At 63.4% G+C, this 24,288-nt stretch carries 24 protein-coding genes and 1 pseudogene; 22 read left to right on the top strand and 3 right to left on the bottom strand.

What is annotated here, in order from left to right; all coding sequences use genetic code 11:
• Genes V2L18_RS18585 through V2L18_RS18570 form a run of 4 tightly spaced genes read left to right on the top strand, consistent with a single transcriptional unit; the run spans position 1 to position 2,981 of the window.
• Positions 1–489 (top strand): N-acetyltransferase, encoded by a 489-nt coding sequence (locus tag V2L18_RS18585; protein WP_336179811.1) that lies wholly within the window; start codon positions 1–3, stop codon positions 487–489.
• Positions 486–1,508 (top strand): histone deacetylase family protein, encoded by a 1,023-nt coding sequence (locus V2L18_RS18580; RefSeq protein WP_336179810.1) that lies wholly within the window; start codon positions 486–488, stop codon positions 1,506–1,508. Before V2L18_RS18585 ends, V2L18_RS18580 begins: the two co-directional genes overlap by 4 nt.
• Positions 1,505–2,605: an FAD-binding oxidoreductase gene (locus tag V2L18_RS18575; protein WP_336179809.1), complete on the top strand. Its 1,101-nt coding sequence runs from the start codon at positions 1,505–1,507 to the stop codon at positions 2,603–2,605. The genes V2L18_RS18580 and V2L18_RS18575 overlap by 4 nt, the downstream gene beginning before the upstream one ends.
• Positions 2,606–2,633: 28 nt before the next feature.
• Complete coding sequence (locus tag V2L18_RS18570; RefSeq protein ID WP_336179808.1) at positions 2,634–2,981, top strand: RidA family protein; 348 nt, start codon at positions 2,634–2,636, stop codon at positions 2,979–2,981.
• A 90-nt stretch (positions 2,982–3,071) separates the two neighbouring features.
• Here the strand turns inward: V2L18_RS18570 and V2L18_RS18565 are convergent, their stop codons facing one another.
• The gene (locus V2L18_RS18565; RefSeq protein ID WP_336179807.1) at positions 3,072–4,340 is read right to left on the bottom strand and encodes an acetate kinase; all 1,269 of its coding nucleotides are present in this window, start codon (positions 4,338–4,340) and stop codon (positions 3,072–3,074) included.
• 137 nt (positions 4,341–4,477) lie between these two features.
• Positions 4,478–5,389 (bottom strand): permease, encoded by a 912-nt coding sequence (locus tag V2L18_RS18560; RefSeq protein ID WP_336179806.1) that lies wholly within the window; start codon positions 5,387–5,389, stop codon positions 4,478–4,480.
• A 728-nt stretch (positions 5,390–6,117) separates the two neighbouring features.
• Here V2L18_RS18560 and V2L18_RS18555 point away from each other — a divergent pair.
• The 17 genes and pseudogenes from V2L18_RS18555 to V2L18_RS18475 all read left to right on the top strand — a co-directional run bounded on the left by V2L18_RS18555 (position 6,118) and on the right by V2L18_RS18475 (position 22,589).
• Entirely contained in the window at positions 6,118–6,708 is a 591-nt protein-coding gene (locus V2L18_RS18555; RefSeq protein WP_336179805.1) for a DJ-1/PfpI family protein, read from the top strand.
• Positions 6,709–6,803: 95 nt separating this feature from the next.
• Positions 6,804–9,305, top strand: a complete 2,502-nt coding sequence (locus V2L18_RS18550; protein ID WP_336179804.1) for a glycyl radical protein — start codon at positions 6,804–6,806, stop codon at positions 9,303–9,305.
• A 68-nt stretch (positions 9,306–9,373) separates the two neighbouring features.
• Positions 9,374–10,555 carry a 1-propanol dehydrogenase PduQ gene (locus V2L18_RS18545; RefSeq protein WP_336179803.1) on the top strand — a complete coding sequence of 394 codons (1,182 nt, stop codon included), beginning with the start codon at positions 9,374–9,376 and terminating at the stop codon, positions 10,553–10,555.
• 88 nt (positions 10,556–10,643) lie between these two features.
• A complete protein-coding gene (pduA, locus tag V2L18_RS18540) occupies positions 10,644–10,934 on the top strand; it encodes a propanediol utilization microcompartment protein PduA (RefSeq protein ID WP_107991078.1) in 291 nt (96 codons plus the stop codon).
• Positions 10,935–10,962: 28 nt separating this feature from the next.
• On the top strand, positions 10,963–11,778 hold the full coding sequence (gene pduB / locus V2L18_RS18535; RefSeq protein ID WP_336179802.1) for a propanediol utilization microcompartment protein PduB: 816 nt from the start codon (positions 10,963–10,965) through the stop codon (positions 11,776–11,778).
• 22 nt (positions 11,779–11,800) lie between these two features.
• Positions 11,801–12,079: pseudogene (locus tag V2L18_RS23460) on the top strand (BMC domain-containing protein); the annotation flags it as partial.
• Between the two features lie 505 nt (positions 12,080–12,584).
• Positions 12,585–13,256, top strand: coding sequence for a phosphate propanoyltransferase (locus V2L18_RS18525; RefSeq protein WP_336179800.1), 672 nt, complete (start codon positions 12,585–12,587; stop codon positions 13,254–13,256).
• Positions 13,257–13,285: 29 nt separating this feature from the next.
• Complete coding sequence (eutJ, locus tag V2L18_RS18520) at positions 13,286–14,125, top strand: ethanolamine utilization protein EutJ (RefSeq protein ID WP_336179799.1); 840 nt, start codon at positions 13,286–13,288, stop codon at positions 14,123–14,125.
• Positions 14,125–14,973, top strand: a complete 849-nt coding sequence (locus V2L18_RS18515; protein ID WP_336179798.1) for a hypothetical protein — start codon at positions 14,125–14,127, stop codon at positions 14,971–14,973. Before eutJ ends, V2L18_RS18515 begins: the two co-directional genes overlap by 1 nt.
• 11 nt (positions 14,974–14,984) lie before the next feature.
• A complete protein-coding gene (locus V2L18_RS18510) occupies positions 14,985–15,251 on the top strand; it encodes a EutN/CcmL family microcompartment protein (protein WP_336179797.1) in 267 nt (88 codons plus the stop codon).
• A gap of 9 nt (positions 15,252–15,260) precedes the next feature.
• On the top strand, positions 15,261–15,782 hold the full coding sequence (locus tag V2L18_RS18505; protein WP_336179796.1) for a heme-binding protein: 522 nt from the start codon (positions 15,261–15,263) through the stop codon (positions 15,780–15,782).
• Positions 15,779–17,485 (top strand): aldehyde dehydrogenase family protein, encoded by a 1,707-nt coding sequence (locus V2L18_RS18500; RefSeq protein WP_336179795.1) that lies wholly within the window; start codon positions 15,779–15,781, stop codon positions 17,483–17,485. The genes V2L18_RS18505 and V2L18_RS18500 overlap by 4 nt, the downstream gene beginning before the upstream one ends.
• A 54-nt stretch (positions 17,486–17,539) precedes the next feature.
• A complete protein-coding gene (locus V2L18_RS18495; protein WP_336179794.1) occupies positions 17,540–17,839 on the top strand; it encodes a BMC domain-containing protein in 300 nt (99 codons plus the stop codon).
• Positions 17,840–17,910: 71 nt separating this feature from the next.
• Positions 17,911–18,828 carry a glycyl-radical enzyme activating protein gene (locus V2L18_RS18490; protein WP_336179793.1) on the top strand — a complete coding sequence of 306 codons (918 nt, stop codon included), beginning with the start codon at positions 17,911–17,913 and terminating at the stop codon, positions 18,826–18,828.
• A 56-nt stretch (positions 18,829–18,884) separates the two neighbouring features.
• The gene (metK, locus tag V2L18_RS18485) at positions 18,885–20,033 is read left to right on the top strand and encodes a methionine adenosyltransferase (RefSeq protein WP_336179792.1); all 1,149 of its coding nucleotides are present in this window, start codon (positions 18,885–18,887) and stop codon (positions 20,031–20,033) included.
• Positions 20,030–21,367: a PocR ligand-binding domain-containing protein gene (locus V2L18_RS18480; protein ID WP_336179791.1), complete on the top strand. Its 1,338-nt coding sequence runs from the start codon at positions 20,030–20,032 to the stop codon at positions 21,365–21,367. Before metK ends, V2L18_RS18480 begins: the two co-directional genes overlap by 4 nt.
• Positions 21,368–21,455: 88 nt before the next feature.
• Complete coding sequence (locus V2L18_RS18475; RefSeq protein ID WP_336179790.1) at positions 21,456–22,589, top strand: helix-turn-helix domain-containing protein; 1,134 nt, start codon at positions 21,456–21,458, stop codon at positions 22,587–22,589.
• Between the two features lie 168 nt (positions 22,590–22,757).
• On the opposite strand, the gene V2L18_RS18470 is transcribed toward V2L18_RS18475, so the two are convergent.
• A complete protein-coding gene (locus V2L18_RS18470) occupies positions 22,758–23,348 on the bottom strand; it encodes a TetR/AcrR family transcriptional regulator (RefSeq protein ID WP_336179789.1) in 591 nt (196 codons plus the stop codon).
• A 170-nt stretch (positions 23,349–23,518) separates the two neighbouring features.
• On the opposite strand from V2L18_RS18470, the gene V2L18_RS18465 reads away from it, so the two are divergent.
• Positions 23,519–24,103 (top strand): NAD(P)H-dependent oxidoreductase, encoded by a 585-nt coding sequence (locus V2L18_RS18465; RefSeq protein WP_336179788.1) that lies wholly within the window; start codon positions 23,519–23,521, stop codon positions 24,101–24,103.
• The last annotated feature ends 185 nt before the right edge of the window (positions 24,104–24,288 follow it).

The following is a 24,288-nucleotide window of genomic DNA, read 5'->3' as shown; positions in this document are numbered from 1 at the left end:
ATGAGCGAGATCATCATTCGAAGGGCGAAATCCGAGGACGTCGAAAAGCTGAACTGGGCCTTGATCCAGCTCTCCATCGATCTCGGAGACACCCATGCGGCAACGACCGCCGATCTGTTGCGCAACGGGTTTTGCGAGAGCCCTGCCTTTTTTGCACTTCTCGCCAAGACGCCGGCCGACAGCGCAATCGTGGGCGCGCTTATGGCTTCGCCGCTCTTCTCGTCCACCAATGCCGGGGTCGGGCTTTACGTCACCGATCTGTGGGTTGCGGCAACCGCGCGCGGAGCGGGCCTGGGAAGACGCCTTCTTGCTGCTGCGCTGACGACCGCGGAAGAAAACTGGACGGTCCGGTTTCTGGAACTCGCTGTCTACCGAAACAACGCCAAGGCGCGCGCTTTCTACGAGCGGCTCGGCTTTTCGCAATTCACGGACGAGATCTTCCTGACCCTCAAGGGGCCGGCTCTCGAAGACTTGAGGAAAACGCGATGAAGGCCATCTTCGACGACCGCCAACGGAAGCACGATCCAAAACACTTCATGGCGAACGGCTCGCTTTATCCCAATCCCGAACAGCCGCAACGCATCGAAGTCCTGCGATCGGGGGCCGAAAAGGCCGGTTGCGCGTTTCAGGCGCCAAGCGATCACGGTCTGGGGCCCATCGCGGCTCTTCACACACCCGAATATCTCGTCTTCCTGGAAACGATCCATGCCCGCTGGAGCCGGATCGAGGGCGCATCGGACGAAGTGATCCCGAACGTCCATCCCGACCGGCGCAGCGCGAGCTATCCGCGCTCGGCAGTGGGTCAGGCCGGCTTCCATCAGGCCGACACCTCCTGTCCCATAGCCGCCCACACTTGGGAATCCGCCTACTGGTCCGCCCAGAGCGCGATCGAGGGCGCAGATCTCCTGCATGCCGGCGAACACGCGCTCTATGTGCTGAGCCGCCCGCCCGGACACCATGCCTTCGCCGATCTCGCCGGCGGCTTCTGCTTCTTCAACAACACAGGTATCGCTGCCGAACGCCTGCGCATGGCAGGTCATCGCCCCGCCATCCTCGATATCGACCTTCACCACGGCAACGGCACGCAAGGCATATTCTACGAACGCGGCGACGTCCTCACCGTCTCCCTTCACGCCGATCCGGTCCGCTTCTATCCCTTCTTCTGGGGCCATGCGCATGAGCGCGGCGAAGGCGCGGGACGCGGCTATAATCTCAATCTGCCGCTTCCCCGCGGAACCGGCGACGACGATTACCTCAAGTCACTGGAGACCGCGTTCAGCCATATCCGCGCCTTTGGGGCGGACGTCCTCATCGTCGCCCTCGGGCTCGACGCCTTCGAGAAGGATCCGCTGAAAGGTCTCGCCATCACGACACCGGGCTTTGCCCGCATCGGCGAGGCGATCGCCAGGCAGGGCCTGCCGACGCTTTTCGTTCAGGAAGGGGGCTACCTTTGCGATGAACTCGGCCATAACCTGACGAGCTTCCTGAACGGGTACCAGAGCGCATGAGCGAGACGGCAGATATCCTCGTCATCGGCGGTGGCATCGCCGGCATCGGCGCCGCTGCGCGGCTGTCGCCCCATACCCGCGTCATCGTGCTGGAGATGGAAGACGCTCTCGGCCGCCATGCCACGGGTCGCTCAGCCGCCATCTACATTCGCAACTACGGCAACGCCACGCTGCGAGCTCTCAACGTGGCCTCCGAGCCTGTGCTGAAGGAGCCCGACGGCATCGCGGAAGAGACGTTGCTGACCCCGCGCGGCGAGATGCTCATCGCGAGCGAGGACGAGATCGACGCATTCGAGGCCTATCTGAAGGGCGCCGACGGCATGGAAACGCTCACGCCGGAAGAGGCCGTCGACCTGTTCCCCCTGCTGCGGCGAGAGAAGATCGCGGCGGCCGCCATCGAGCGGGACGCCCAGGACATCGATGTCGACCGATTGCTTCAGGGTTTTGCCCGCCTTGCCCGCAGGAACGGCGCCCGCCTCGTGACGGACGCACTGGTCCAGACGGCGACGCGAACAGGCGGCGTCTGGCGCGTTGAGACGCCAAAGGGAACATTCGAGGCGCCCGTCATCGTCAATGCGGCTGGCGCGTGGGCGGATGTTCTTGCCGAAACGGCCGGGATCGCGCGCGTTGGCCTCGTGCCGATGCGCCGTTCGGCGGCAATCGTTCCGCCGCCCTCCGGGATTGATGTCACCCGCTGGCCGCTTGTCGCCAGCGCGTCGGAGACATGGTACGCCAAGCCGGACGCCGGAAAGCTGATGGTCTCGCCCGCCGACGAGGATCCGGCCGAACCGCATGACGCCTGGCCCGACGACATGGTGCTCGCCGAGGGCCTCCATCGGTTCGAGCAGGCGGTCACGATGCCGGTCACGCGCGTCGAGCGGAGCTGGGCCGGCCTGCGCAGTTTTGTCTCCGACCGCACCCCCGTCGTCGGTTTCGCGCCCGATGCGGACGGTTTTTTCTGGCTCGCCGGACAGGGAGGCTACGGCGTGCAGACCGCGCCGGCACTCTCACAGCTTGCAGCCGATCTTTGTCTCGGCCATACACCGAAGCTTCCCGCGGACATTGTCGCCGCACTTGACCCAACGCGCCTTTCCTGAGGCGCCCCTTTCCCGGAACGGAAACCCCATGACGGACATCAAGAGACTGGAAATCGGCCCGCGCATGAGCCAGGCGGTCGTTCACGGCGGGCTCGTCTGGCTCGCCGGGCAAGTCGGCGCACCAGGCGAAAGCGTCACTGCGCAGACCGAAGCCATCGTGAAGCGTATCGACGCGCTGCTCGCGGAGGCCGGCACCGACAAGTCGCGCCTGTTGCAAGCCACGATCTGGCTCGCCTCGATGGACGACTTTGCCGAAATGAACGCGGTCTGGGACGCCTGGGTCGACCCGGCCAATACGCCGGCCCGCGCCTGCGGCGAATCACGGCTGGCGACACCGGACTACAAGGTCGAGATCATCATTACCGCAGCCCTTTGAGCCTCCCCGGATACAAGGCTCCGATAAAGCACAGGGCGGGCCTCACGCGGCCCGCCCCCAAATAACGCAGCTCTTCGCACTATCAATCGATCATACCCGTTCCGCATAGGTGGGCTCCAGCGCGGCAATCGGCGGAGGAACCCGCGTCTCGCCCGAGACCAGCCGGAACGTATCGAGCGCGATCATCCGTTCCTCGTCCGTCGGCACGACGAGGGTGGCAACCGAGGCGTTAGCCGCGCTGATGTTCGGGTAACCGTTGCGCACCATGGAATTCAGGCGCTCGTCGATACGCACCCCCAGAACGCCGAGCCCTGCGCACACGCGCGAACGGATCTCCTTGCTGTTCTCACCGATGCCGGCCGTGAAGACCAGCGCATCGAGGCCGTCCATTGCGGCGGCATAGGCGCCGATGGTCTTCTTGATTTGATAGACGAAGATATCGACCGCGAGCGCGCAACGATCATCGCCGGCCTCGGCCTGCTCCACCACTTCGCGCATGTCGTTGCTGAAACCTGAGATCCCCAGAAGACCGCTCTTCTCGTAACAGAGCGCTTCCACCTCCTCCAGGGACATGCCCCGTTCCTTGACGAGGTGAAAGATGATGGCGGGATCGAAGTCGCCCGATCGCGTGCCCATGGGGATGCCGCAGAACGTCCCGAAGCCGATACTGGTATCGACCGAGCGCCCCTGCTTGACCGCGTCGAGTGTCACCCCATTGCCGAGGTGACAGATGACCATATCCAGATCCTCCAGCGGCCGGTTGAGAATGTCGGCAGCCGCCTTGCTCACATATCGGCACGAGGTGCCGTGAAAGCCGTATCGGCGAATGCCGCATTCCGAATAAAGCTCGTAGGGCAGCGCGTAGACATGGGCCTCGCGGGGCACGCTCTGGTGAAAGGCCGTATCGAACACGACCACGTTGGGCACCCCGGGAAAACGCCGCCGGCACTCTTCGATGCCGGCTATGTTGCAGGGGTTGTGAAGCGGTGCGAAGCGCGCACAGGCGTGGAGCTCCTCAAGCACGGTATCGGTAACAAGCGTCGAGTCCATGAAGACGTCGCCGCCATGGACGGCGCGGTGGCCGATCGCGGTGATCGCCCGCGCATCATCCACGACCGCCAGATCCGAATGCATCAGATTGCCGACCATGACATCGAATGCCGCCTTGTGATCGGCCACGGGCCGACACTCGCGGGCTCTCATTTGACCGGCCTGGTGCTCCGTGTATGAACCGCTTTCGCCGATCCGTGCGATCAGCCCCTTGGCGGCAACTTCGGTCAGATCGGGATTGTAGAGCTGGTACTTCAAGCTCGAGCTGCCGCAGTTGATGATCAGGATCATGGTTTTCTGCTCTTTCACAAAACGCTCCGCCGCGCGCTCTGGTGCTGGCCCCAGCGGCCGGCGGCCACGACGAGAGAAAGGGGGAGGACACGAGGCCGGTTGAGGAACCGAGACCCCGCGTCCGCCGTCGCCTGCGGGAGTGGCCCGCTTGCGGATCAGACCGGAACGGGCAGGAAGGCCCAGAAACCGATCGAGGTCAGGAAGTTGAAGACAAGCGTCATCGTCGCGATCGTGCAGGCCGGCGGATCGATGTGGGTATCGCCACGATCGAGGAAGACCCGGGCATAGAATTCGCCGACGAAGGCGCAGATCAATCCGGCGATGCCGGCAAGCACGATGCTGCCCGAGGCCACCCCGACGATGGCCGCCGGCAGCGCGATGTGATGGGTGACGGGGGTCAGCACGCCGACGGTCAGGAACAGCAGGCTCGCCGCCGTGATGCCGAAGGCCAGGAGCGCACCGGGCGTTCCATAGGTCACCCCGAGCCAGCCACCGAACAGACCGACGCCCACTCCGATGACCACGAGCTGTCCGACGCTGCTCTGGAACGCCAGCCACTTCGTCGCATCCGTGGGGTGGAAGAACCGTTCGCCTTCGGGCGTCTTGCCGCAAAGCCCGCAGGTGCCCCAAGCAAAACGTGCGATGAACGCCGAGATGACCACGCCCATCCCGGGATAGTCCGTCCAGGCCAGACCGGGTCCGAAATCCGGCACCATCGCGATGAGCCAGACGATCACGTATCCGATGATGCCAAAGATTCCGCCGACGAGCAGCACGTCCGGGGCGTTGAGCCCCATGCCGGCGGTCACGATGTTCCGGCCGCTATCGAGCTTGCCTTTGGCGGCCGCATAGGCGGCGGCGGCAACGCCGGAGGCGAAACCACCGACATGAGGCCCGAATACGCCAAACGGAATACCGAAGAAATCGGTTGCCGCCGGCGCGATGGCAAGCTGGATGGCCACACCCAGCATCGTCAGGAGGCCGACGAATGCGAAGGCCGGCAGAGCCCCGATCGCCGCGCCGAAAATGCCGCCGCCAAAGGCGACGAGTAGACCGATTGCACTCATTATATCCCCCGCGCAACGTCATCGACACGGCCCGTGAAGAAATGTCCAACCGCATGTCGGTCGTCGTTTCGGTGACATTCCCGGACAAATGTCGATCGCTCGGTTTCTTTCTCAGGCGTTCGCCCGTTGTCTCGAAGCGGCGCGCACAGATCTACGCTACCCGGCGAAGCTCATCGCCCGGGCTCAAGTCATATTCCTTGAATTACGCGAATACGGAGATCGACCCGAATTCGGGTGCTTCGATAGCCGAAAGACTAGATCCTATTAAATTAGAGGGTCAATGAGATTGACTTGCTCATAACTGGTAAAAACTTGCGAGATAACAACTTCTCAAAACTGCGCACTTGTCGACCGCCCGCATCCGCGATGCCCGCGCCACAGTTCTAAACCAATTCAGCTAGCTATTTCATATACTTCCGTGAAAAGTAGCCTCGGCATATTCAGTCCGAACGCTGGGACTTAGAACGGCGGCAGGGAACGACACAGCCCCCAACGAGCGCAACAGATTACCAATTGGCGCAAGAAATTACCCCGACAGGTAATTTCTTGTCCGCGACATTTCTATACAGGGAACAGCTGAAAACTCTGCATTTCCGCGATCTATTGGCGACTAGACCATTTCACGCAAATAATTACCCGCCATTGTCAAGTGCCTCTCGTTGACCGTTTTATCCGATCGGGAATACGTTTTTCTCGAAATAAGCGGCAGAACTTGGCGGCTACTTATCATGTCCGGAAGAAAATCCCGCAATATCCTCATGCTCGTCGGAGATTTCTCCGAAGACTATGAGGTAATGGTGCCGTTCCAGGCCTTGGAAATGGCGGGGCTTTCCGTTGAGGCTGTTTGTCCCGGCAAGCGCACCGGAGACGTCATCAAGACCGCCGTCCACGATTTCGAGGGCGACCAGACCTACACGGAAAAGCCGGGACATCTGTTCCGGTTGAACGCGAGCTTCTCCTTCGTGGAGCCGGATCAGTACGCGGGCCTCTACATCGCCGGCGGAAGAGCCTGCGAATACCTGCGTCTTGATCCCGATATCCTGGCCCTCGTTCGCGCCTTCATGACATCGAACCGCCCCGTCGCCTCGATCTGCCACGGCGGACAGATCCTGGCAGCCGCTGGCGTACTCGAGGGCCGCCGGCTGACGGCCTATCCGGCCGTCGCCCCAGAGATCCGTGCCGTTGGCGGCGACTTCGTCGCGGTCGAACCGGAAGAAACGGTCATCGACGGAAACCTTGTGACGGCCCCGGCCTGGCCCGGTCATCCGGGGCTGCTGCGCGCATTCGTGCGGCTCGTCGACCCGCAAATCCTGACCTGAAGAAACCGGCTCCGACGGACCGAGAGGGTCCGCCGGATCATCACAGCCTGGAGAAGACTATGATTGAGAAGGGCTTTACGAAACCAACGGACCGCGTGATCCGGTTAAAGAACCAGATCCTGAATGCGCGTCCGTACGTTGAATCCGAGCGAGCCGTCCTGGCGACCGAGGCATACAAGGAGACGGAAGGTCTTCCGGCGATCGTTCGCCGGGCCAAGGTTGCCGAGAAGATCTTCAACGAACTTCCGATCACCATCCGCGACGACGAGCTCATCGTCGGCGCAATCACCAAGAACCCGCGTTCAACCGAAATCTGCCCCGAGTTCTCGTTCGACTGGGTCGAGAAGGAATTCGAGACCATGGCGACGCGCATGGCCGACCCCTTCGAGATCCCGAAGGAAACGGCTGCGGCGCTGCACGAAGCCTTCAAGTACTGGCCCGGCAAGACGACCAGCGACCTGGCCGCGTCCTACATGTCGAAGAAGACGCACGACTGCATCAACAACGGCGTCTTCACGGTCGGCAACTACTACTTCGGCGGCGTTGGCCACGTCTGTGTCGACTACGCCAAGATCATGAAAATCGGCTTCCGCGGCGTGATCGCACAGGCCGTCAAGGAACTTGAACTTCTGGACCGGATGGACCCGTCCTACATCAAGAAGCAGCAGTTCTATAACGCGATCATCATCACCTACAACGCCGCGATCAACTTCGCCCATCGCTATGCCGACAAGGCGGAGGAGCTGGCGCAGCGCGAAAACAACCCGACCCGCAAGCAGGAACTGCAGCAGATCGCCCAGAACTGCCGTCGTGTGCCCGAAAACGGTGCCACGACTTTCTGGGAAGCCTGCCAGACGATGTGGTTCGTCCAGTGCATGCTGCAGATCGAGTCCAGCGGCCACTCCATCTCGCCGGGCCGCTTCGACCAGTACATGCAGCCTTACCTGGAGGCCGACAAGTCCATCAGCCGCGAATTCGCGCAGGAACTGGTCGACTGCATCTGGATCAAGCTGAACGACGTCAACAAGACCCGTGACGAAATCTCCGCGCAGGCCTTTGCCGGCTATGCGGTGTTCCAGAACCTGTGCGTCGGCGGCCAGACCGAAGACGGCCTCGATGCCACCAACGATGTCTCCTACATGTGCATGGAGGCCGTCGCCCACGTCCGACTGCCCGCCCCCTCCTTCTCGATCCGCGTCTGGCAGGACACGCCCGACGAATTCCTGTACCGCGCCGCAGAAGTCGTTCGCCTCGGTCTTGGCGTGCCGGCGATCTACAACGACGAAGTGATCATCCCGGCCCTGCAGAACCGCGGCGTCTCGCTCGCCGATGCCCGCGATTATGGCATCGTCGGCTGCGTGGAGCCGCAGGCGATCCATCGCACGGAAGGCTGGCACGACGCGGCGTTCTTTAACGTCGCCAAGGTGCTCGAGATCACGCTCAACAACGGCAAGGTCGGCGATCTTCAGCTCGGCCCCGTGACCGGCGAGATGTCCGGTTGGAAGTCGATCGACGACTTCTTCGGCGCCTTCGGCAAGCAGATGGCCTTTTTCGTCAAGCATCTGGCCGAGGCCGACAACTGCGTCGACATCGCCCATGCCGAACGCGCGCCTCTGCCGTTCCTGTCGGCCATGGTCGACGACTGCATGGGCCGCGGCATGTCCGTGCAGGAAGGTGGCGCGATCTACAATTTTACCGGTCCGCAGGCCTTCGGCGTCGCCGACAGCGGTGACAGCGTCTACGCGATGAAGAAGTTCGTCTTCGATGACAAAACGCTCTCCATGGCCGATCTGAAGGAAGCGCTCGACGCCAACTTCGGTCTCGCCCAGGGCGCCACGGCCGCAGGCAACGGCGCTTCGGAGCCGACGGAAGAGCAGGTCTACGCCGCGGTTCGCCAGGTGCTGGTCAATTCCAACTCCACGGACATGTCGACGCTGAAGGACGAAGTCTACCGGACGCTTGCGGCCGGCAACGGCATTGGCGGCAGCAACGGCAAGTACGAGAACATCCGCCGGATGCTCGACAGTGCGCCCTGCTTCGGCAACGACATCGACGAAGTCGACATGATCGCCCGCAAGTGCGCGCAGATCTACTGCAAGGAAGTGGAGAAGTACCGGAACCCGCGCGGTGGCCAGTTCCAGGCCGGCATCTATCCGGTGTCCGCCAACGTGCTCTTCGGCAAGGATGTCGGAGCCCTGCCCGACGGACGTCCCGCAAAGGCGCCTCTGGCCGACGGCGTGTCGCCCCGCCAGGGCAAGGACGTGAAGGGCCCGACCGCGGCGGCCAACTCCGTGGCCAAGCTCGACCACTTCATCGCCTCCAACGGAACGCTCTACAACCAGAAGTTCCTGCCCTCCGCCCTTGCTGGCGACAACGGCCTGCAGAACTTCGCGTCTCTGGTGCGCTCCTACTTCGATCACAAGGGCATGCACATGCAGTTCAACGTGATCGACCGGGCAACCCTGCTCGAAGCGCAGAAGAACCCGGAGGCTCACAGGGACCTTGTGGTTCGCGTCGCGGGCTATTCCGCACAGTTCGTCGTGCTCGCCAAGGAAGTGCAGGACGACATCATCAGCCGCACCGAACAGGTGTTCTGAGCACGCAGCCCGAAAAACGGTGCGCGGACCTCGGTCCGCGCATCCGGACCGGGCGGCGGAGCCCGGTGATGCCGACCACGCCGCCCCTCCGCCCGGCCATTTATGAAAAGCCCTCGAAGGACATCGCTCCCATGCCGCGCTACCAGAGCTTCTTCCCCCGGACCGAAATCGTCTTCGGCCCCGGCCTGCTGGAACGGTTGCACGCCTATCGCGGGCAGAAGGTCGGCATCGTCACTGATGCCTTCATGGCCCGGTCCGGCGCACTCGCCCGCGTAAAGAGCTATCTGACGGAATGCGAGGTTCTGGTCTTTGACGAAGCAATCCCGGAGCCGCCCGTCGATACCGTTGCCAAGGGCGCGCGCCTCCTTACAGATTTCTGCCCTGATGTGGTGATCGCGCTGGGCGGCGGGTCTCCGATCGACGCGGGAAAGGCGATCCTTGCGATCGTTCGCGAGACGGTGCACGGCCGCAAGGTCCCCTTCGTCGCCATACCGACCACCAGCGGCACCGGGTCCGAGGTCACCTCCTTTGCGGTGATCTCCGATCCCGCCAATGGGCGCAAGTTTCCGCTGATATCCGATGAACTCGTCCCCGATGTCGCGTTGCTCGATCCGGAATTCGTGCGCACGGCCCCGGCGAGCGTGACTGCCGATACCGGCATGGACGTCATCACCCATGCCATCGAGGCCGTGGTGTCGACCGGCGCCTCCCATTTCTCCGATGCCTTCGCCGAGAAGTCGCTGGAGCTTGCCTTCGCCAACCTGCCGAAGGTGTTCGAGGATGGCGACGACCTGGAGGCCCGCGATGCCATGCATCAGTCCTCCTGCCTCGCCGGCCTCGCCTTCTCCGCCGCCGGCCTCGGCCTCAATCACGGCCTCGCCCACACACTCGGCGGCCGCATCCATGTGATCCACGGCCGCGTGAACGCCGTGCTGATGCCGCTGGTGATCGCGTTCAACGCGGAAAATCCGGAGGCCGCCGCCCGCTACGCACGCATCGCCCGGCGGATCGGCCTCGACACGCCGAGCACCCGCGCAGGCGTGCGCGCCCTGATCCGCGTCATCGAAAACCTCAACATCCGTTTCGGCATTCCGTCAACCCTGCGCGGTCTGGGTGTCGACATGGACGAATTCGGCCGCATCCGATCCGAGATCGCGGCGGCCGCACTGGTCGAGCCCTGCACGGCCAGCAACCCCCGCCAACCATCCCTGACCGAGCTGGACGAGCTGCTCGCCCGTGCCGGCGGATAGGAACGGAGGCTTAAGGCAGCAGAGCACGAAGCGCGAAGCGAAGACGCCAATTGATCAACAACGGAACATCGTGACCAAGGAGACAGCGATGCAACAGGAAGCACTGGGAATGGTCGAGACCAAAGGTCTGGTCGGCGCGATCGAAGCCGCCGACGCCATGGTGAAGTCGGCCAACGTGACGATGATCGGCTACGAAAAGATCGGCTCCGGCCTCGTCACCGTGATGGTGCGTGGCGATGTCGGCGCGGTGAAGGCCGCAACCGATGCGGGCGCCGTGGCGGCCGAGAAGGTCGGCTCCGTGGTGTCCGTCCATGTCATCCCGCGGCCGCACATGGAAGTGGAACGCATCCTTCCGCATCCCGCAGCGGCCGCCGAATAACCCCTGAACGAGACAAGGAGGATCGGTCATGAAAGACGATCTTGTCGAACAATTGATGGGGGAAGTCATCCGCAAGATGGGCGGGGGCGACAGCGCTCCCGCCGCCACCCCGGAGCCGAAGGCCGCGGCGTCCTGCGCCAAGGCCCCGAAGGCATGCAACCTGACCGAATTCGTTGGCACGGCCATCGGCAACACGATCGGCATGGTCATCGCGAATGTCGATCCGATGCTGCACGAGCAGATGAAGATGGACAAGAAGTACCGCTCCATCGGCATCGTCGGATCGCGGACCGGCGCCGGCCCGCACATCTTTGCGGCCGACGAGGCGGTCAAGGCCACGAACAGCGAGGTCGTCCTGATCGAGCTGGCGCGTGACACCGAAGGCGGGGCGGGCCACGGCTCGTTGATCATCTTCGGCGCCGCCGACGTCTCCGACGCCCGCAGGGCCGTCGAGGTCATGCTCGGCGAGCTCGACCGCACCTTCGGCGACGTTTACGGCAATCCCGCCGGTCACCTGGAGTTCCAGTACACCGCCCGTGCGAGCCACGCGCTCAACAAGGCGTTCGGAGCCCCGATCGGCCAGGCCTTCGGCATCACCGTCGGTGCACCCGCTGCCATCGGCGTGATGCTTGCCGATACCGCCGCCAAGGCGGCCACGATCGACGCCGTCGGCTACTCGTCGCCCGCAAACGGCACGAGCTTCTCCAACGAGGTGATCTTCACGTTCTCCGGCGATTCCGGTGCCGTGCGGCAGGCGATCCACGCCGCGCGCGACGTCGGCAAACAGCTCCTGGGCGCGATGGATCCGACCCCGCTGGTGTCGACGACGACGCCGTACATCTGAACCGCGGAGAAGGAGGACAGTCATGACTGAGCAAAGCCTCGGACTGATCGAAACCATCGGCCTGACCGCGGCCGTGGAAGCCGCCGACGCGGCGGTGAAGGCGGCCAACGTGACGCTGGTGGGCTACGAGCTGGCCAAGGGCGAGGGCATGACGGTCGTCAAGCTTCTCGGAGAAGTCGGCGCCATCAAGGCTGCGGTCTCTGCGGGGGCCGCAGCCGCAGGCCGGGTGAACCGTGTGGTTTCCGTCAACGTGATCGCACGGCCGGCCCGGGATGTCTCACAACTCGTGAACAGCCCGGAGACCGTGGGCATCGCCGCTCAGCCCCGCCCGGTCGAAACGCCAGCAAAGGTGGAGGCGGAAAAGCCTGAGACGGCGCCCGTCGGCGTGAACGACGAAGGATCCGACGAGGCCATTGCCGCGTCCGGTCCGGAAACCCCGAAGACGGAAGTCCTTCAGGCGGAACCGGTCAACGACGAGAGCACCGAAGACGAGGCGGCTGGGGACGAGACGGATTTGGACGAGACGGCCAAAACCGAGACGACCGCTGAACTCGAAACGTCCGGCGATCAGCCTGATAGCGAACCCGAGCCTGAACCTGATCCCGGTTCCGGCTCGCAGCGGTCCGGCTCTCGCAATCGCCGCCGGCAAGGATCGTCGCGACGCAAGTAGACGGCCGCGCCTTGCGGCAAACGGCCCCCTCCCAGGGAACCGAACCCTAAGAGTCAAAGGTCGGACCGTCCCGGGTCTGGCCAACGGTTCCGGTCGATCCGGAGCACGTATCAGCAGATGAAGACAGGACCGGCTCATGCAGCCTGTAGAAGCAATCGAACGGATCGTCGCGGAACTCCTGGCGCAAGGCGTGACCGCGGCGCGGGATGCGGCACATGCGACAGCGGCCGCCGACCCCGCATGCGTTCCCGTCGGCGTTTCCAACCGTCACATTCACCTCTCGCGGTCCGACATGGACGCCCTGTTCGGCCCCGGGTCTTCGCTGACCCGCAAGAAGGCGATGAAACAGCCCGGCCAATACGCGGCCGAGGAAACCGTTACCTTGCGCGGCCCCAAGGGAGAGATCGGCAAGGTTCGCGTGCTGGGTCCGCTGCGCAAGGAAACGCAAATCGAGGTCTCCGTCGCCGACGGCTTCGTGCTCGGCGTCCGCCCGCCACTGCGCTTATCCGGCCATCTGGAACAGTCGCCGGGCATCGAAGTGATCGGGCCCTGCGGCAGCGTCCGCAAGGAATGCGGCGTCATCGTCGCCATGCGCCATATTCACATGCCTCCCGAAACCGCGGCACGGCTCGGTCTCGTCAATGGCGACGAGGTGGACGTTGAGGTGGACGGTCCTCGCGGCGGCATCATGCACCGCGTGGCCGTTCGTGCGGCCGAGAACTCCGCCCTGGAGATGCACATCGACATCGAGGAGGCCAACGCCTTCGGGCTGAAAAACGACGATCTCGTAAGAATCCGCAAGGCCTGAGGAACGGCGCGCGCGAAGGAATGGTGGCCATGGGCACGGACAGGACATTGCTGGAATTCGCCGGATTGGTTCGGTTCGGCTCCGTCTTGCCGCGCGATCAATGGGCACCGGGGCCGCTGAAGGTCGGCGTCGACCTCGGCACGGCGAACCTCGTGCTCGCCGTGGTCGATGCGGAAAACCGGCCCGTTGCGGGCATCACCCACCACTCCAGCGTCGTGCGCGACGGCATCGTGGTGGATTATATCGGCGCGGTTCAGGCAGTGCGCGGCATGAAGGCAGAGCTCGAACAACGCATCGGCCAGCCACTCACCCACGCGGCCGCCGCCATCCCTCCCGGCATACACCCGGGTAGCGCCAAGACCATCGGCAATGTCGCGGAAGCCGCCGACTTCGAGCTCGTCGAGATCGTCGACGAGCCGACGGCCGCGGCCCGCTTCCTCGGTATCGCCGACGGTGCGGTCGTCGACGTCGGCGGCGGCACCACGGGAATTTCGGTTCTGAAGAACGGCGAAGTTCTCGCCTCCTTCGACGAGGCAACCGGGGGCACCCACATGACGCTGGTTCTCGCTGGCGCCCACCGCATTTCTTTCGCCGAAGCCGAGGCGGAAAAGCTCAACACAGACAACGAGCGCGACGTTTTCGCGATCATACGTCCCGTCGTCGACAAGATGGCCCGCATCGTCTCGACGTTCCTGGAAGCCTATCCCGAGATCGCCACCATCCACATTGTCGGTGGCGCCTGCACCTTCTCCGAATTTAGCAGGGTGTTCGAAACCCAGACCGGGCGGCGGATCATAAAACCCGCCGAGCCCCTTCTGGTGACACCGCTCGGCATCGCCATGTATCCGCAACCGACGAGAGGTGCGTGATGGATCGCGCCCGCCTCGCCCCCGCTCTTGACGCCATCCTCGACAGGGCTCTGCTCGACCTTCTGTCGGACAGGATCGTCGCTGCGCTGAAAGCCCGCGCGCGCTCCGCGCTGGTGCTGTTTTCCGAAACCGACTTGGGGCTGGAACCGGCCGTGCGCGCGCTCGCGTCGCTCGTCGGTGCGGGCTGGTCGCTGGAAATCCGCCGCAGCCCGGGTGCCTGCGATGTCGTCTCATCCGATAGCCTCGCGTCGATGGGTGGAAGTGCCCTCGTTCCGTTCCTGCACCCGATGGAAAACGAAAACCGCACCGTCGACGCAATTCTCGCCCGCCACGCCGTCGTGGTGGTACCGACGCTAAGCCTGCCGCTCGCCGCACGTGTTGCCCTCGGGCTCGCAGACGATGAGATTTCCGCACTTCTGGCAGGCGCACTCGAACGTGGCCAACGCGTCGTCGCGGCCCGCGATGGCTGCTGCCCTGCCGCACGCGACCGCAATGCCCGGGGCCTCACCGGGACCGCAGCCTATCGCGAGATGATGGCGAACCACCTGGGCCGACTGGAAAGCTACGGCGTGGAATTCTCCTGGGCCGCAAAGCTCGAGGGGGCGGTGGAGGCACAGGCGTCCGGCATGCCCGCCCCGCACCCGGTTCAGGCCCTTGCCCATCAGATCATCGTTCCCGCTCAAAACGCCATCGCGGCGGCTCCAACGACCGCCCGCGGGCACGTCTTCGGTTGGAGCGCGGCAAAGGCGGTGGCGGGGACGGAACTGTGCCTGGGGCGGGATGTGCTGGTCACCCCGCTCGCGGCAGAGGAACTCAACGCCCGGCAGATCCGGCTCGTCAGGCAATAAGGAGAAGGACGATGCATCTCGGACGCGTGATCGGAACGGTCGTCTCCACCAGCAAGGATGCCTCGCTATGCGGCTCCAAACTGCTGATCGTCGCCCGTCTCACCGAAAAGCAGGAGCCCGACGGCACCACCGAAATCGCCACCGACACCGTTGGCGCCGGCTACGGGGAGATCGTCATCGTGGCAACCGGCAGCGCGGCGCGACAGGCCGGCGCCCTTGTCCATTCGGTCACCGATGCCAGCATCGTCGGCATCGTCGATACGGTTGAGACACACTAGGGGACCACGATGCACGCCCATACGCATCTTCCGACGAGCGACGCGCTGATCGAGCGGCTCCTTCGGGCCGAACTCAAAGCGCCCTCTCCCGCCACGCTGAGGCTCGCCGACGCGCAGCAGATCGCTGCAAGCGCGGAGAAGACGGCGCGCGCGATGGGCCTGCCGGTGGTGATCTCGATCGCCGATGCGCAGGGCGAAGAGATCCTCTTTCACCGAATGGAAGGCAGCCTGCCGGCAAGCGCGAGGCTTGCGACCGACAAGGCCTGGACCGCCGCAGCCTTCCGCATGTCCACCGAGGAACTCGGCCGGCTGGCACAGCCCGGCCAGATGCTCTTCGGCCTCGAGGCGAACCACGGCGGACGGGTCGTGATCTTCGGCGGCGGTCTTGCCTGCTGGCGCAACGGGACGGTGATCGGCGCCATCGGCATCAGCGGCGGAACCGCGGACGAAGACGCGGTCATCGCCCGCTACGCCCTCAGCGATTTTTCAGACAAGTCGGGGCAAGCCCCCGTCAAAGGAGCGGAAAAATGAACGACCAACAGATCAGCGATGCCGTGGCGCAGGTGCTCGGCGGCTATGGCGAAGCCCCCGCGGTGAGCCCCGAGCAGCCCTCCGTTCAGACGTCGGCTCCCGCAGCTTCGTCCACAACGCCGGCATGCGACCCCGTTTCCGATCTGGTTGCCAGCATTCTCGCCGATGCGGGTTCTGCCCCGGCGCGGAAGGACGGCCCCGCCTTCGTGCCCGGTTCGAAGCGCTGCTGCTGGCAGCCGGCACCGTCGGGTCCAGATCCCCTCGACGCAATTCTCTCCAAGGCGCTGGAAAGCGGCATCGGCGCAAAGAAGAACGGCACAGTTGCACCAGCAATGCCTGCGGCGACGGCCAGCGTGACGGTGAGCGACGAGGAGGCCACAACCCTGGGTGATGGCGTCTTCGCCACGATGGACGAGGCCATCGCGGCGGCCGAACAGGCGCAGCGCCGGTACCTCTTCTGCTCCATGGCGGCGCGCAAGGCCTTCGTCGACGGCATCCGCGAGGTCTTCCTCGATCCCGCCACGCTGGAGCGGATCTCGGTGCAGACGGTGGAACAGACCGGCATGGGCAACGTCGCCCACAAGATCATCAAGAACCGGCTGGCAGCGGAAAAGTCTCCGGGCGTGGAAGACCTGACCACGGACGCCGCTTCCGGCGACGGCGGCCTGACGCTGGTCGAGTATTCGCCCTACGGTGTCATCGGCGCCATCACGCCGACCACCAACCCGACCGAGACCATCATCTGCAATTCCATCGGCATGCTGGCCGCCGGCAACGCGGCCGTGTTCAGCCCGCACCCGCGCGCCAAGAACGTCTCGCTGCTGGCGGTCAAGCTGATCAATCGCAAGCTCGCCTCGCTCGGCGCCCCCGCCAATCTCGTCGTGACGGTGCAGGCCCCCTCCATCGAGAACACCAACGCGATGATGGCTCATCCGAGGATCCGGATGCTTGTCGCAACGGGCGGACCGGGCATCGTCAGGACCGTGATGTCGACCGGCAAGAAGGCGATCGGCGCCGGCGCAGGCAATCCGCCGGTCGTGGTCGACGAGACCGCCGACATCGAGAAGGCGGCGCAGGACATCGTCAACGGCTGCAGCTTCGACAACAACCTGCCCTGCATCGCCGAGAAGGAAATCATCGCGGTCGACCAGATCGCCGACTACCTCATGGCCTGCATGCAGAAATGCGGCGCCTATCTCGTCACCGACCGCGCGGTCGTCGACAAGCTTCAGGCGCTGGTCATCAACGACAAGGGCGGACCGCAGACCTCCTGCGTCGGCAAGAGCGCCGTCCACCTGCTCGACAAGGTCGGCATCACGGCCGGCGACGACATCAAAGTCATCCTGATCGAGCTGCCAAAGGCCCATCCCTTCGTGCAGGAAGAGCTGATGATGCCGATCCTGCCGCTGGTGCGCGCGCCGAGCGTCGACGACGCCATCGACCTGGCGGTGGAGCTGGAGCACGGCAACCGCCACACCGCGATGATGCACTCCACCAACGTGCGCAAGCTGACCAAGATGGCGAAGCTCATCCAGACGACGATCTTCGTCAAGAACGGCCCCTCCTACGCCGGCATCGGCGTCGGCGGCGAGGGTCATGCCACCTTCACCATCGCAGGGCCGACCGGCGAGGGACTGACCTCGGCCCGTTCCTTCGCCCGCAAGCGGCGCTGCGTGATGGTCGAGGCGCTCAACGTCCGCTGAGGCGCGTCGCGCCTCGCACGAAGAAGAAGAGCTCCGGGGAGTCGGCAAACCATGATGAGCATTCGCGTTATCAATGCACCGCATGAAGAGGTGCTCCAGATGCTCCAGCGGCGCATGCCGCCGCACGGACGCGCCCATGTCCGCGATCACAGGATCGGCGCGGTCGGGCTCGTGCAGTCCAACATCACCGACCTCTTCTTCTTCTCCGACGTCGCGATGAAGGCGGCCGACGTCTTCACCGTGGAGATCTACGGAACCTGCCCGCAGCACGTCACCTCGCTCGCGGTCATGGGCGAGGTGTCGGCCGTCCGCACCGCGATGGACGCCATCGAGGCACAGCAGTCCTCCTTCTGAACATTACCCCGTGCCTTCCGGCCTCCCCAGACGCGGGCAAGAGCCGGACGGGCGAAACAAGGTGAAAAACCATGGACGGCATCGACTATGAAATGGAGGGCACTGTCTTCGACATTCAGCGCTTCTCGATCCACGACGGCCCGGGGGTGCGCACCATCGTCTTCCTGAAGGGCTGTCCGCTGCGCTGCCGCTGGTGCTCCAACCCGGAATCCCAGAACCCCGAGCCGGAGCTTTTCTACCGCGCATCGAGCTGCATCCATTGCGGGCAATGTGTGCCGGTTTGCCCGGTGAAGGCGCTGGCGCGCGAGAACCCCGGGTTCGTCGATCGTGACACGTGCATCAAGTGCGGCACCTGCACCACCGTCTGCCCGACCGACGCGCTCACCCGGACGGGCAGGAAGATGACTATCCGCCAGGTCATGCTGGAGCTGCGCAAGGACGCGACCCAGTACCGACGTTCGGGCGGCGGGATCACGCTGTCGGGCGGCGAGCCGCTGTTCCAGCACGAATTCGCCCGCGAGCTTCTGAAAGCCTGCCACGAGATGGGCTGGAACACCGCCATGGAGACGACCGGTTACACCACCCGCGACATCGTGCGGGACGTGATGCCCCACGTGGATCATGCCCTGATCGACCTCAAGGCTATCGACCCCCATGTGCATCAGGCGAATACCGGCGTCGACAACCGGATCATTCTGGAAAACGCGCTGTGCATCGCATCACTCACCCATGCCGTCGTGCGCGTGCCGGTGGTCTCCGGCGTCAACGACACCGAGGAAGCGATCGGCGCGATCGGGCGTTTCGCCAAGCTGATGCCCGGCGTCGATACAGTGCACCTGCTGCCGTACCACACCTACGGCGAGAACAAGTACGCGCTTCTCGGCCGCCCCTATCCCATGGGTGACCTGCCCAACCTGAAGCCCGAGAACATCGCCCACCTGACCCACGTGATCGAGAGCCTCGGCCTCAGGTGCCAGATCGGCGGATGAATGACGCCCCCAGGAATGCCGGAAGGAGGCCCCCGCGTGGGCCAGGAGTAAATGCGATGGCTTCCACCTATACCAGCTCTGAGTCCGTAACCGAGGGCCACCCGGACAAGGTCTGCGACCAGATCTCGGACGCGGTACTCGATGCCCACCTAGCCCAGGATCCCGACGCCCGCGTCGCCGTGGAGGTCATGGCATCCGGCAATACGCTCCACATAGCCGGCGAAGTCACGTCCACGGCTCAGGTGAACGTCACCTCGACCGCGCGCAACGTCCTGCGGCGCATCGGCTACACCGATCGGGATCTCGGCTTCGATGCCGACGGCTGCTTCATCCTGACGGATCTGCGCCGGCAGTCACCCGACATCGCGCAAGGCGTTCTGCGGGACAACGAATTGGGCGCCGGCGATCAGGGCATCTTCTACGGATACGCCTGCGACGAGACCGCAACGCTCATGCCCGCCGCCATCCACTACGCGCACCGGCTGACTGAAGGCCTCGCACAAGCGCGCAAGTCGGGCCGACTGCCATGGCTGAAACCTGACGGCAAGGCGCAGGTGACCTTCAGGAACGACGCCAACGGACGGCCGGTTGAGCTGACCAGCCTGGTTCTTTCCGCACAGCATGCCGCCGACATTGATCGCGAGCATATGCTGCGCGGATTGATCGGCGAGGTGATCGCTCCGGTGATGGGCAAATGGCTCAGACGCGACACGCGTGTGCTTATCAATCCGACCGGACGCTTCGTGCACGGCGGCCCGGCAGCTGATACGGGACTGACCGGGCGCAAGCTGATGGTCGACACCTACGGGGGCATCGGCCGGCACGGCGGTGGGGCATTTTCGGGAAAGGACGCCACGAAACTCGACCGCACTGCAGCCTACATGGCGCGTCTTATCGCCAAGACGGTTGTTGCCTCAGGCCTTTCGTCGCACTGCGAGATTTCGCTGGCGTTTGCGATAGGTCAGAGCGAACCTGAAATGGTCGGAGTACGGATTGACGACAAGAACGACGTGGACCCTGAAGGGCTTGTTCGCGCAATCCGCACAGTATTCCCCTTGTCGGTAGCGGGAATGATCGAAGCTCTGGAAATGCGTCAGCCGATCTTTGAAAGAACCGCGGCCTACGGACACTTTGGACGGGAGATAGAGGCATTCTTGTGGGAGCGGACGGATCGGGCGGATGCCCTGATCAAGGCCTACCATTGAAGTCTGATTTCCTGGAGAGACCCAATCGCGGCGATCTCTCCACGTCGCAGCCGCGCCTCGCAACCACCGAGGCCCAGACCGCGGGACGCAAGCGCTTGGCCAACCTGACCAGCGTCGACATGCTGCAGAAAGTGCAGGACAACTTCAGCGCCGCCGTCGGCGTCGCGATGGTGATCGTCGATCCTCAGGGCGAGCCGGTAACCAACCCCAGTGGTTTCAGCGGTTTCTGTCACACCATCCGCAACCACGCGCAGTGGCGAGAACGGTGCTACCATTGCGACGCCGTGGGCGGCCGCACAGCGCTTTCGACCGGCAGCCCCTCCATCTACAAGTGCCATTGCGGCCTGGTCGACTTTGCCGCACCGATCATCATGCGCGGCGAATATCTGGGCGCGGTCATCTGCGGCCAGGTGAACCTCGCTCCCGGCGACAACGACCCGAAACTGGTCGATTTTTCAGGCTTGTTCCCAACGGAACAGTCGTGGCGGCAGGACCCGGAACTGCTGACGCTCTATAACCAGACCGGCAAGATCACCTACGAACGTCTCCGCTCCGCCGCCTATTCGCTCTATTACATCGCCTCCTACATAGTGGAGGAAAGCTATTCGAGCAGCGTGAGCGAAGAGCTCTACGCCAAGAACCTGCGGCTGATGGAAGAATCCAAGCGGCGCGCGGAGCTGGAACGGTCCTTGCGCGAGGCCGAGCTGCAGGCGCTCTCCTATCAGGTCAACCCGCATTTCCTCTTCAACGTCCTGAATACGATAGGACGTCTCGCGCTCATCGAAGGCGCCGAGGAGACCGAGACCACGGTCCACGCCTTTGCGGACATGATGCGCTATGTCCTGAAGAAGAGCGGATCGCAGTTCGTCCCGCTCTCGGTCGAGCTGGAGCATGTCCAGAACTATCTCTATCTGCTCCGCCTGCGGCTTGGCGACCGCTTCACGTTCCGCATCGATGTTTCCGACGAACTCGGACGCGTGACCTGTCCCTTCATGGTGCTGCAGCCGATTGTGGAGAATTGCATCAACTACGCCATCGAGCCCCGGGAAAGCGGCGGTATCGTCGATATCATGGCCTATCGCGACGGCCGCGACGTGATCGTCGACATCGTCGACAACGGCGAAGGCATCGCGTCCGATCGCAAGCAGGCCGTCCTTGCCGGCGTGGCCGATCGTGACGGACGCAAGAGCATCGGGCTCTACAACGTCGACAGCCGCCTCAGGCATTATTTCGGCGACGATCACGGGCTGGAGATCGTCAGTCCGTTCCGCGACGGCCGCGGAACGTTGGTGCGCCTGCGGTTGCCTGTCGATTTCGACGATGCGGCATGCTGAGCACCGTCGCGTGCATCCGGCATGACGACTTTCCCGCCCCGGCAGCCGGATGCGGGGAGGAATTGGAGCGAACACGCGGATATCTTCCATGTTCAACATCGTGATCATAGAGGACGAGGAACTGGAGCGCCGGGCCCTGCGAAAGATCCTCGAGGCCAACCTCGACGGCGCCAATATCGTCGGCGAGGCGCGTAACGGCAACGAAGCCGTGCGCCTGCTCGACACCGTTTCGATCGATCTGATGCTGGTCGACATCAAGATCCCACGGCCCAACGGCATCGAGATCATTCAGATGGTGCGCGACCGCGGCCTGAAGACCAAGGTCATCATCCTCACGGCCTACGACTATTTCGAGATCATGCAGAGCGCGATCCACCTGAAGGCCGACAACTTCCTGTTGAAGCCCGTTCGCACAGACGATCTCCTGAGCGCCGTCACCGAATGTCTGCGCGCCAGTCACTCGGCGGCTCCGGTCTCCTTAACTCCGGCGGCTCCGGCTCCTGCCGACGCGGTATTGGCACGCCCATCCGCACAAGGCGATGCGACCGTGACATCCGATGTCGCGGTGGAGATTACGCGTCTCGTCGACCAGTCGGCCTATCGCCAATGCCTGGGTTTCGTTCGCCGGCATCTGGAGACGATCTACGCCCGCAAGGATGTGGCTCCCCGTCGCGCGATTTTGGAATACGTTCGAACGATGGTCCAGATCGTCGCGGATCGGGGGCTCGACCTGCCCTCTGCTCTGGCGTGCCAGATCGACGCGCTCGCGCCGCAGCGTCTCGACCTGCACAGCCATTTCCGGATTCAGGAACTGCTCTACCAGATTACAGACGTTTTGTTTGAAGCGAACGAGGCCGGCGGCGCCCATGCGTCGGGGCGCATCCAGGACGTTCTGAACTTTATCGAACGTAACATCCACAAGGGCGTCACATTGGATGACGCCGCGGACTTTGCGCATATAAGCCCCTGTTACCTGAGCCGGCTTTTCCGCAAAGAGATGAACATGACGTTCATTTCCTATCTTAAGAAACAGCGGATCGAGCGGGCCAAGGAACTCCTGCAGGACAGCGACCTGCCGATCACGAATGTCTCTCTGGATCTTTCCTTTCAGGACGCCAATTACTTCTGCAAGGCCTTCAAGAAGGAAGTCGGGCTCTCGCCATCGGAATACCGGCGCCGATACAGATGCCCCGCGGTCGGCAGTCCCGCGCTTCCTGCGTAATGGCCGCGTCCGGCGTAACAGCAGTGTCCGGCCCACCGCCGGACAGCAGGGCCGATCAGCTTGTGAAGTGATGCCGGAAGCGGCGTGGATGTCTTACAATACCGGGGAGTGATACGTCTTCGGGACGTCTTCGAGGGGAGGCAAGAGCGCGTCGCTGTCCCGGAACCATCATCGAGCTGATTTATGCGGAGGTTCCAGCCACGCCTTGAGATATGTCTCAAGGCGCGATCGGAGCGGTTGGGCCCCATGCAAGGCACAGAAATGCAAGGCCATGGCCTGCGTTGCAAACGCCTGTACGCCTTCTGCCAACAACGCGGGAGATATGTCTCGCCGAAAAGTCCCCGAGGCGAACCATTGCCCGAAAGCGTCCACTTGCCGGAGGAATGTGCGGGCAATGGGGCCGATCTCTTCACGGGCGGCGGCTCCGGAATGACGCAAAATGAGATCGAAGACATAGCGCTCGCTGATGATGAAGTCGCACAGCGGCATCAGGAGCACAGTCACTTCTGCTGCATTTCGCGGCGCGCGCGCGCGCATCATCGTATCGATCAGACCATCAATCTCCTCGCCCAGCAGCAATTCCATGAGGGCATCCTTATCCGCGAAATGCGCAAAGAATGTGCCTTTCGCCACCCCCGCCTCAACAACGACATCCTCCACTCGAATTGCTGAGTAACCGCGGCGGGCGATGATCTGACGCGCTGCTGCGATCAGTCTGCGTCGTGTCTCAACCGTCCGCTTCTGAGGAGCTCTGGTCATTGTCTCAATCCTCTGCGTCCGCGCTTCGCGTCGCCCTGGCGGTCACTATCCGATGGGTCGGATCCGGTCAACATTTTGACCGCGGTCATTTTATGATTGACCATGGTCACTTTATTGGGCATGGGTGCCCGTCAATTACTTGACCACGGTCAAATTATGGGAACCGAAACATGAAACGTATCTTTGTGCTGGACGGGCACCCTGCCATGGGAACTCTTTCGCATCATCTCGCAACGTCTTATGCCGAAGGCGCGAAAGCAGCCGGTCACGAGGTTCGTATTGTGAACTTGTCGATGCTGTCATTCGACATTGACCAGCACCCCAACTACCGCGAGCTGAAGCCGCTGGAGCCCGATCTGGCTGCCGTCATCAACAATCTGGAATGGGCCGATCACGTCGTTATTGCGACACCCATGTGGTGGGGCGGTCTGCCCGCGCGCCTCAAAGGACTACTGGACCGTGCGCTCCTGCCTGGACGTGCCTTCAGCACGCGCGAGACAACAGCTTTCGGCGTGCCGAAACCCATGCTCACGGGAAGAACGGCGCGAATGATCGTTACCTCGGATACGCCCGGATGGTTCTTCCGACTGATCTACAGAAGCGCCCTTCTCGTGCAAATGAAGCGACAGGTGTTTGATCTCATCGGCCTCAGCCCCGCCCGTTTCACTCTGCTCGCGAGAGCCAGTCATCCAAAACATGGGGTGGTGCAACGCTGGCTGGAAATGACAGCCGTGCTGGGCCGGAAGGCGATTTGAGCCACACGGCGCGCCCGGGGGCTGCGGTTCCAGGACCGGGGTCACATTAACATTAGTCAGGCAGCTTTTTCTGCGCAAGGAAGCCGCCAGCCGCCAGCCGCCAGCGCGGACATTTTGGTTTTTTTCTGGATGGTTTAACGCAAGAAGCCCCCATGCATTTCTGCTTGGGGGCTTTTTTTATAATT

The sequence above is a fragment of the Breoghania sp. JC706 genome (assembly GCF_037026715.1).
Taxonomy (GTDB): Bacteria; Pseudomonadota; Alphaproteobacteria; order Rhizobiales; family Stappiaceae; genus Breoghania.
This window is presented reverse-complemented; position numbering and strand designations above follow the sequence as displayed.

Bases quoted from the DNA above. Each gene is read 5' to 3' on its own strand.
- V2L18_RS18525 (WP_336179800.1), top strand. From the start codon at position 12,585: ATGCAGCCTGTAGAAGCAATCGAACGGATCGTCGCGGAACTCCTGGCG.
- V2L18_RS18570 (WP_336179808.1), top strand. From the start codon at position 2,634: ATGACGGACATCAAGAGACTGGAAATCGGCCCGCGCATGAGCCAGGCG.
- V2L18_RS18575 (WP_336179809.1), top strand. From the start codon at position 1,505: ATGAGCGAGACGGCAGATATCCTCGTCATCGGCGGTGGCATCGCCGGC.
- V2L18_RS18495 (WP_336179794.1), top strand. From the start codon at position 17,540: ATGAGCATTCGCGTTATCAATGCACCGCATGAAGAGGTGCTCCAGATG.
- metK (WP_336179792.1), top strand. From the start codon at position 18,885: ATGGCTTCCACCTATACCAGCTCTGAGTCCGTAACCGAGGGCCACCCG.
- V2L18_RS18475 (WP_336179790.1), top strand. From the start codon at position 21,456: ATGTTCAACATCGTGATCATAGAGGACGAGGAACTGGAGCGCCGGGCC.
- V2L18_RS18555 (WP_336179805.1), top strand. From the start codon at position 6,118: ATGTCCGGAAGAAAATCCCGCAATATCCTCATGCTCGTCGGAGATTTC.
- V2L18_RS18505 (WP_336179796.1), top strand. From the start codon at position 15,261: ATGCACGCCCATACGCATCTTCCGACGAGCGACGCGCTGATCGAGCGG.
- V2L18_RS18515 (WP_336179798.1), top strand. From the start codon at position 14,125: ATGGATCGCGCCCGCCTCGCCCCCGCTCTTGACGCCATCCTCGACAGG.
- V2L18_RS18490 (WP_336179793.1), top strand. From the start codon at position 17,911: ATGGACGGCATCGACTATGAAATGGAGGGCACTGTCTTCGACATTCAG.
- V2L18_RS18500 (WP_336179795.1), top strand. From the start codon at position 15,779: ATGAACGACCAACAGATCAGCGATGCCGTGGCGCAGGTGCTCGGCGGC.
- V2L18_RS18545 (WP_336179803.1), top strand. From the start codon at position 9,374: ATGCCGACCACGCCGCCCCTCCGCCCGGCCATTTATGAAAAGCCCTCG.
- V2L18_RS18510 (WP_336179797.1), top strand. From the start codon at position 14,985: ATGCATCTCGGACGCGTGATCGGAACGGTCGTCTCCACCAGCAAGGAT.
- pduA (WP_107991078.1), top strand. From the start codon at position 10,644: ATGCAACAGGAAGCACTGGGAATGGTCGAGACCAAAGGTCTGGTCGGC.
- V2L18_RS18585 (WP_336179811.1), top strand. From the start codon at position 1: ATGAGCGAGATCATCATTCGAAGGGCGAAATCCGAGGACGTCGAAAAG.
- V2L18_RS18560 (WP_336179806.1), bottom strand. From the start codon at position 5,389: ATGAGTGCAATCGGTCTACTCGTCGCCTTTGGCGGCGGCATTTTCGGC.
- eutJ (WP_336179799.1), top strand. From the start codon at position 13,286: ATGGGCACGGACAGGACATTGCTGGAATTCGCCGGATTGGTTCGGTTC.
- V2L18_RS18465 (WP_336179788.1), top strand. From the start codon at position 23,519: ATGAAACGTATCTTTGTGCTGGACGGGCACCCTGCCATGGGAACTCTT.
- V2L18_RS18470 (WP_336179789.1), bottom strand. From the start codon at position 23,348: ATGACCAGAGCTCCTCAGAAGCGGACGGTTGAGACACGACGCAGACTG.
- pduB (WP_336179802.1), top strand. From the start codon at position 10,963: ATGAAAGACGATCTTGTCGAACAATTGATGGGGGAAGTCATCCGCAAG.
- V2L18_RS18580 (WP_336179810.1), top strand. From the start codon at position 486: ATGAAGGCCATCTTCGACGACCGCCAACGGAAGCACGATCCAAAACAC.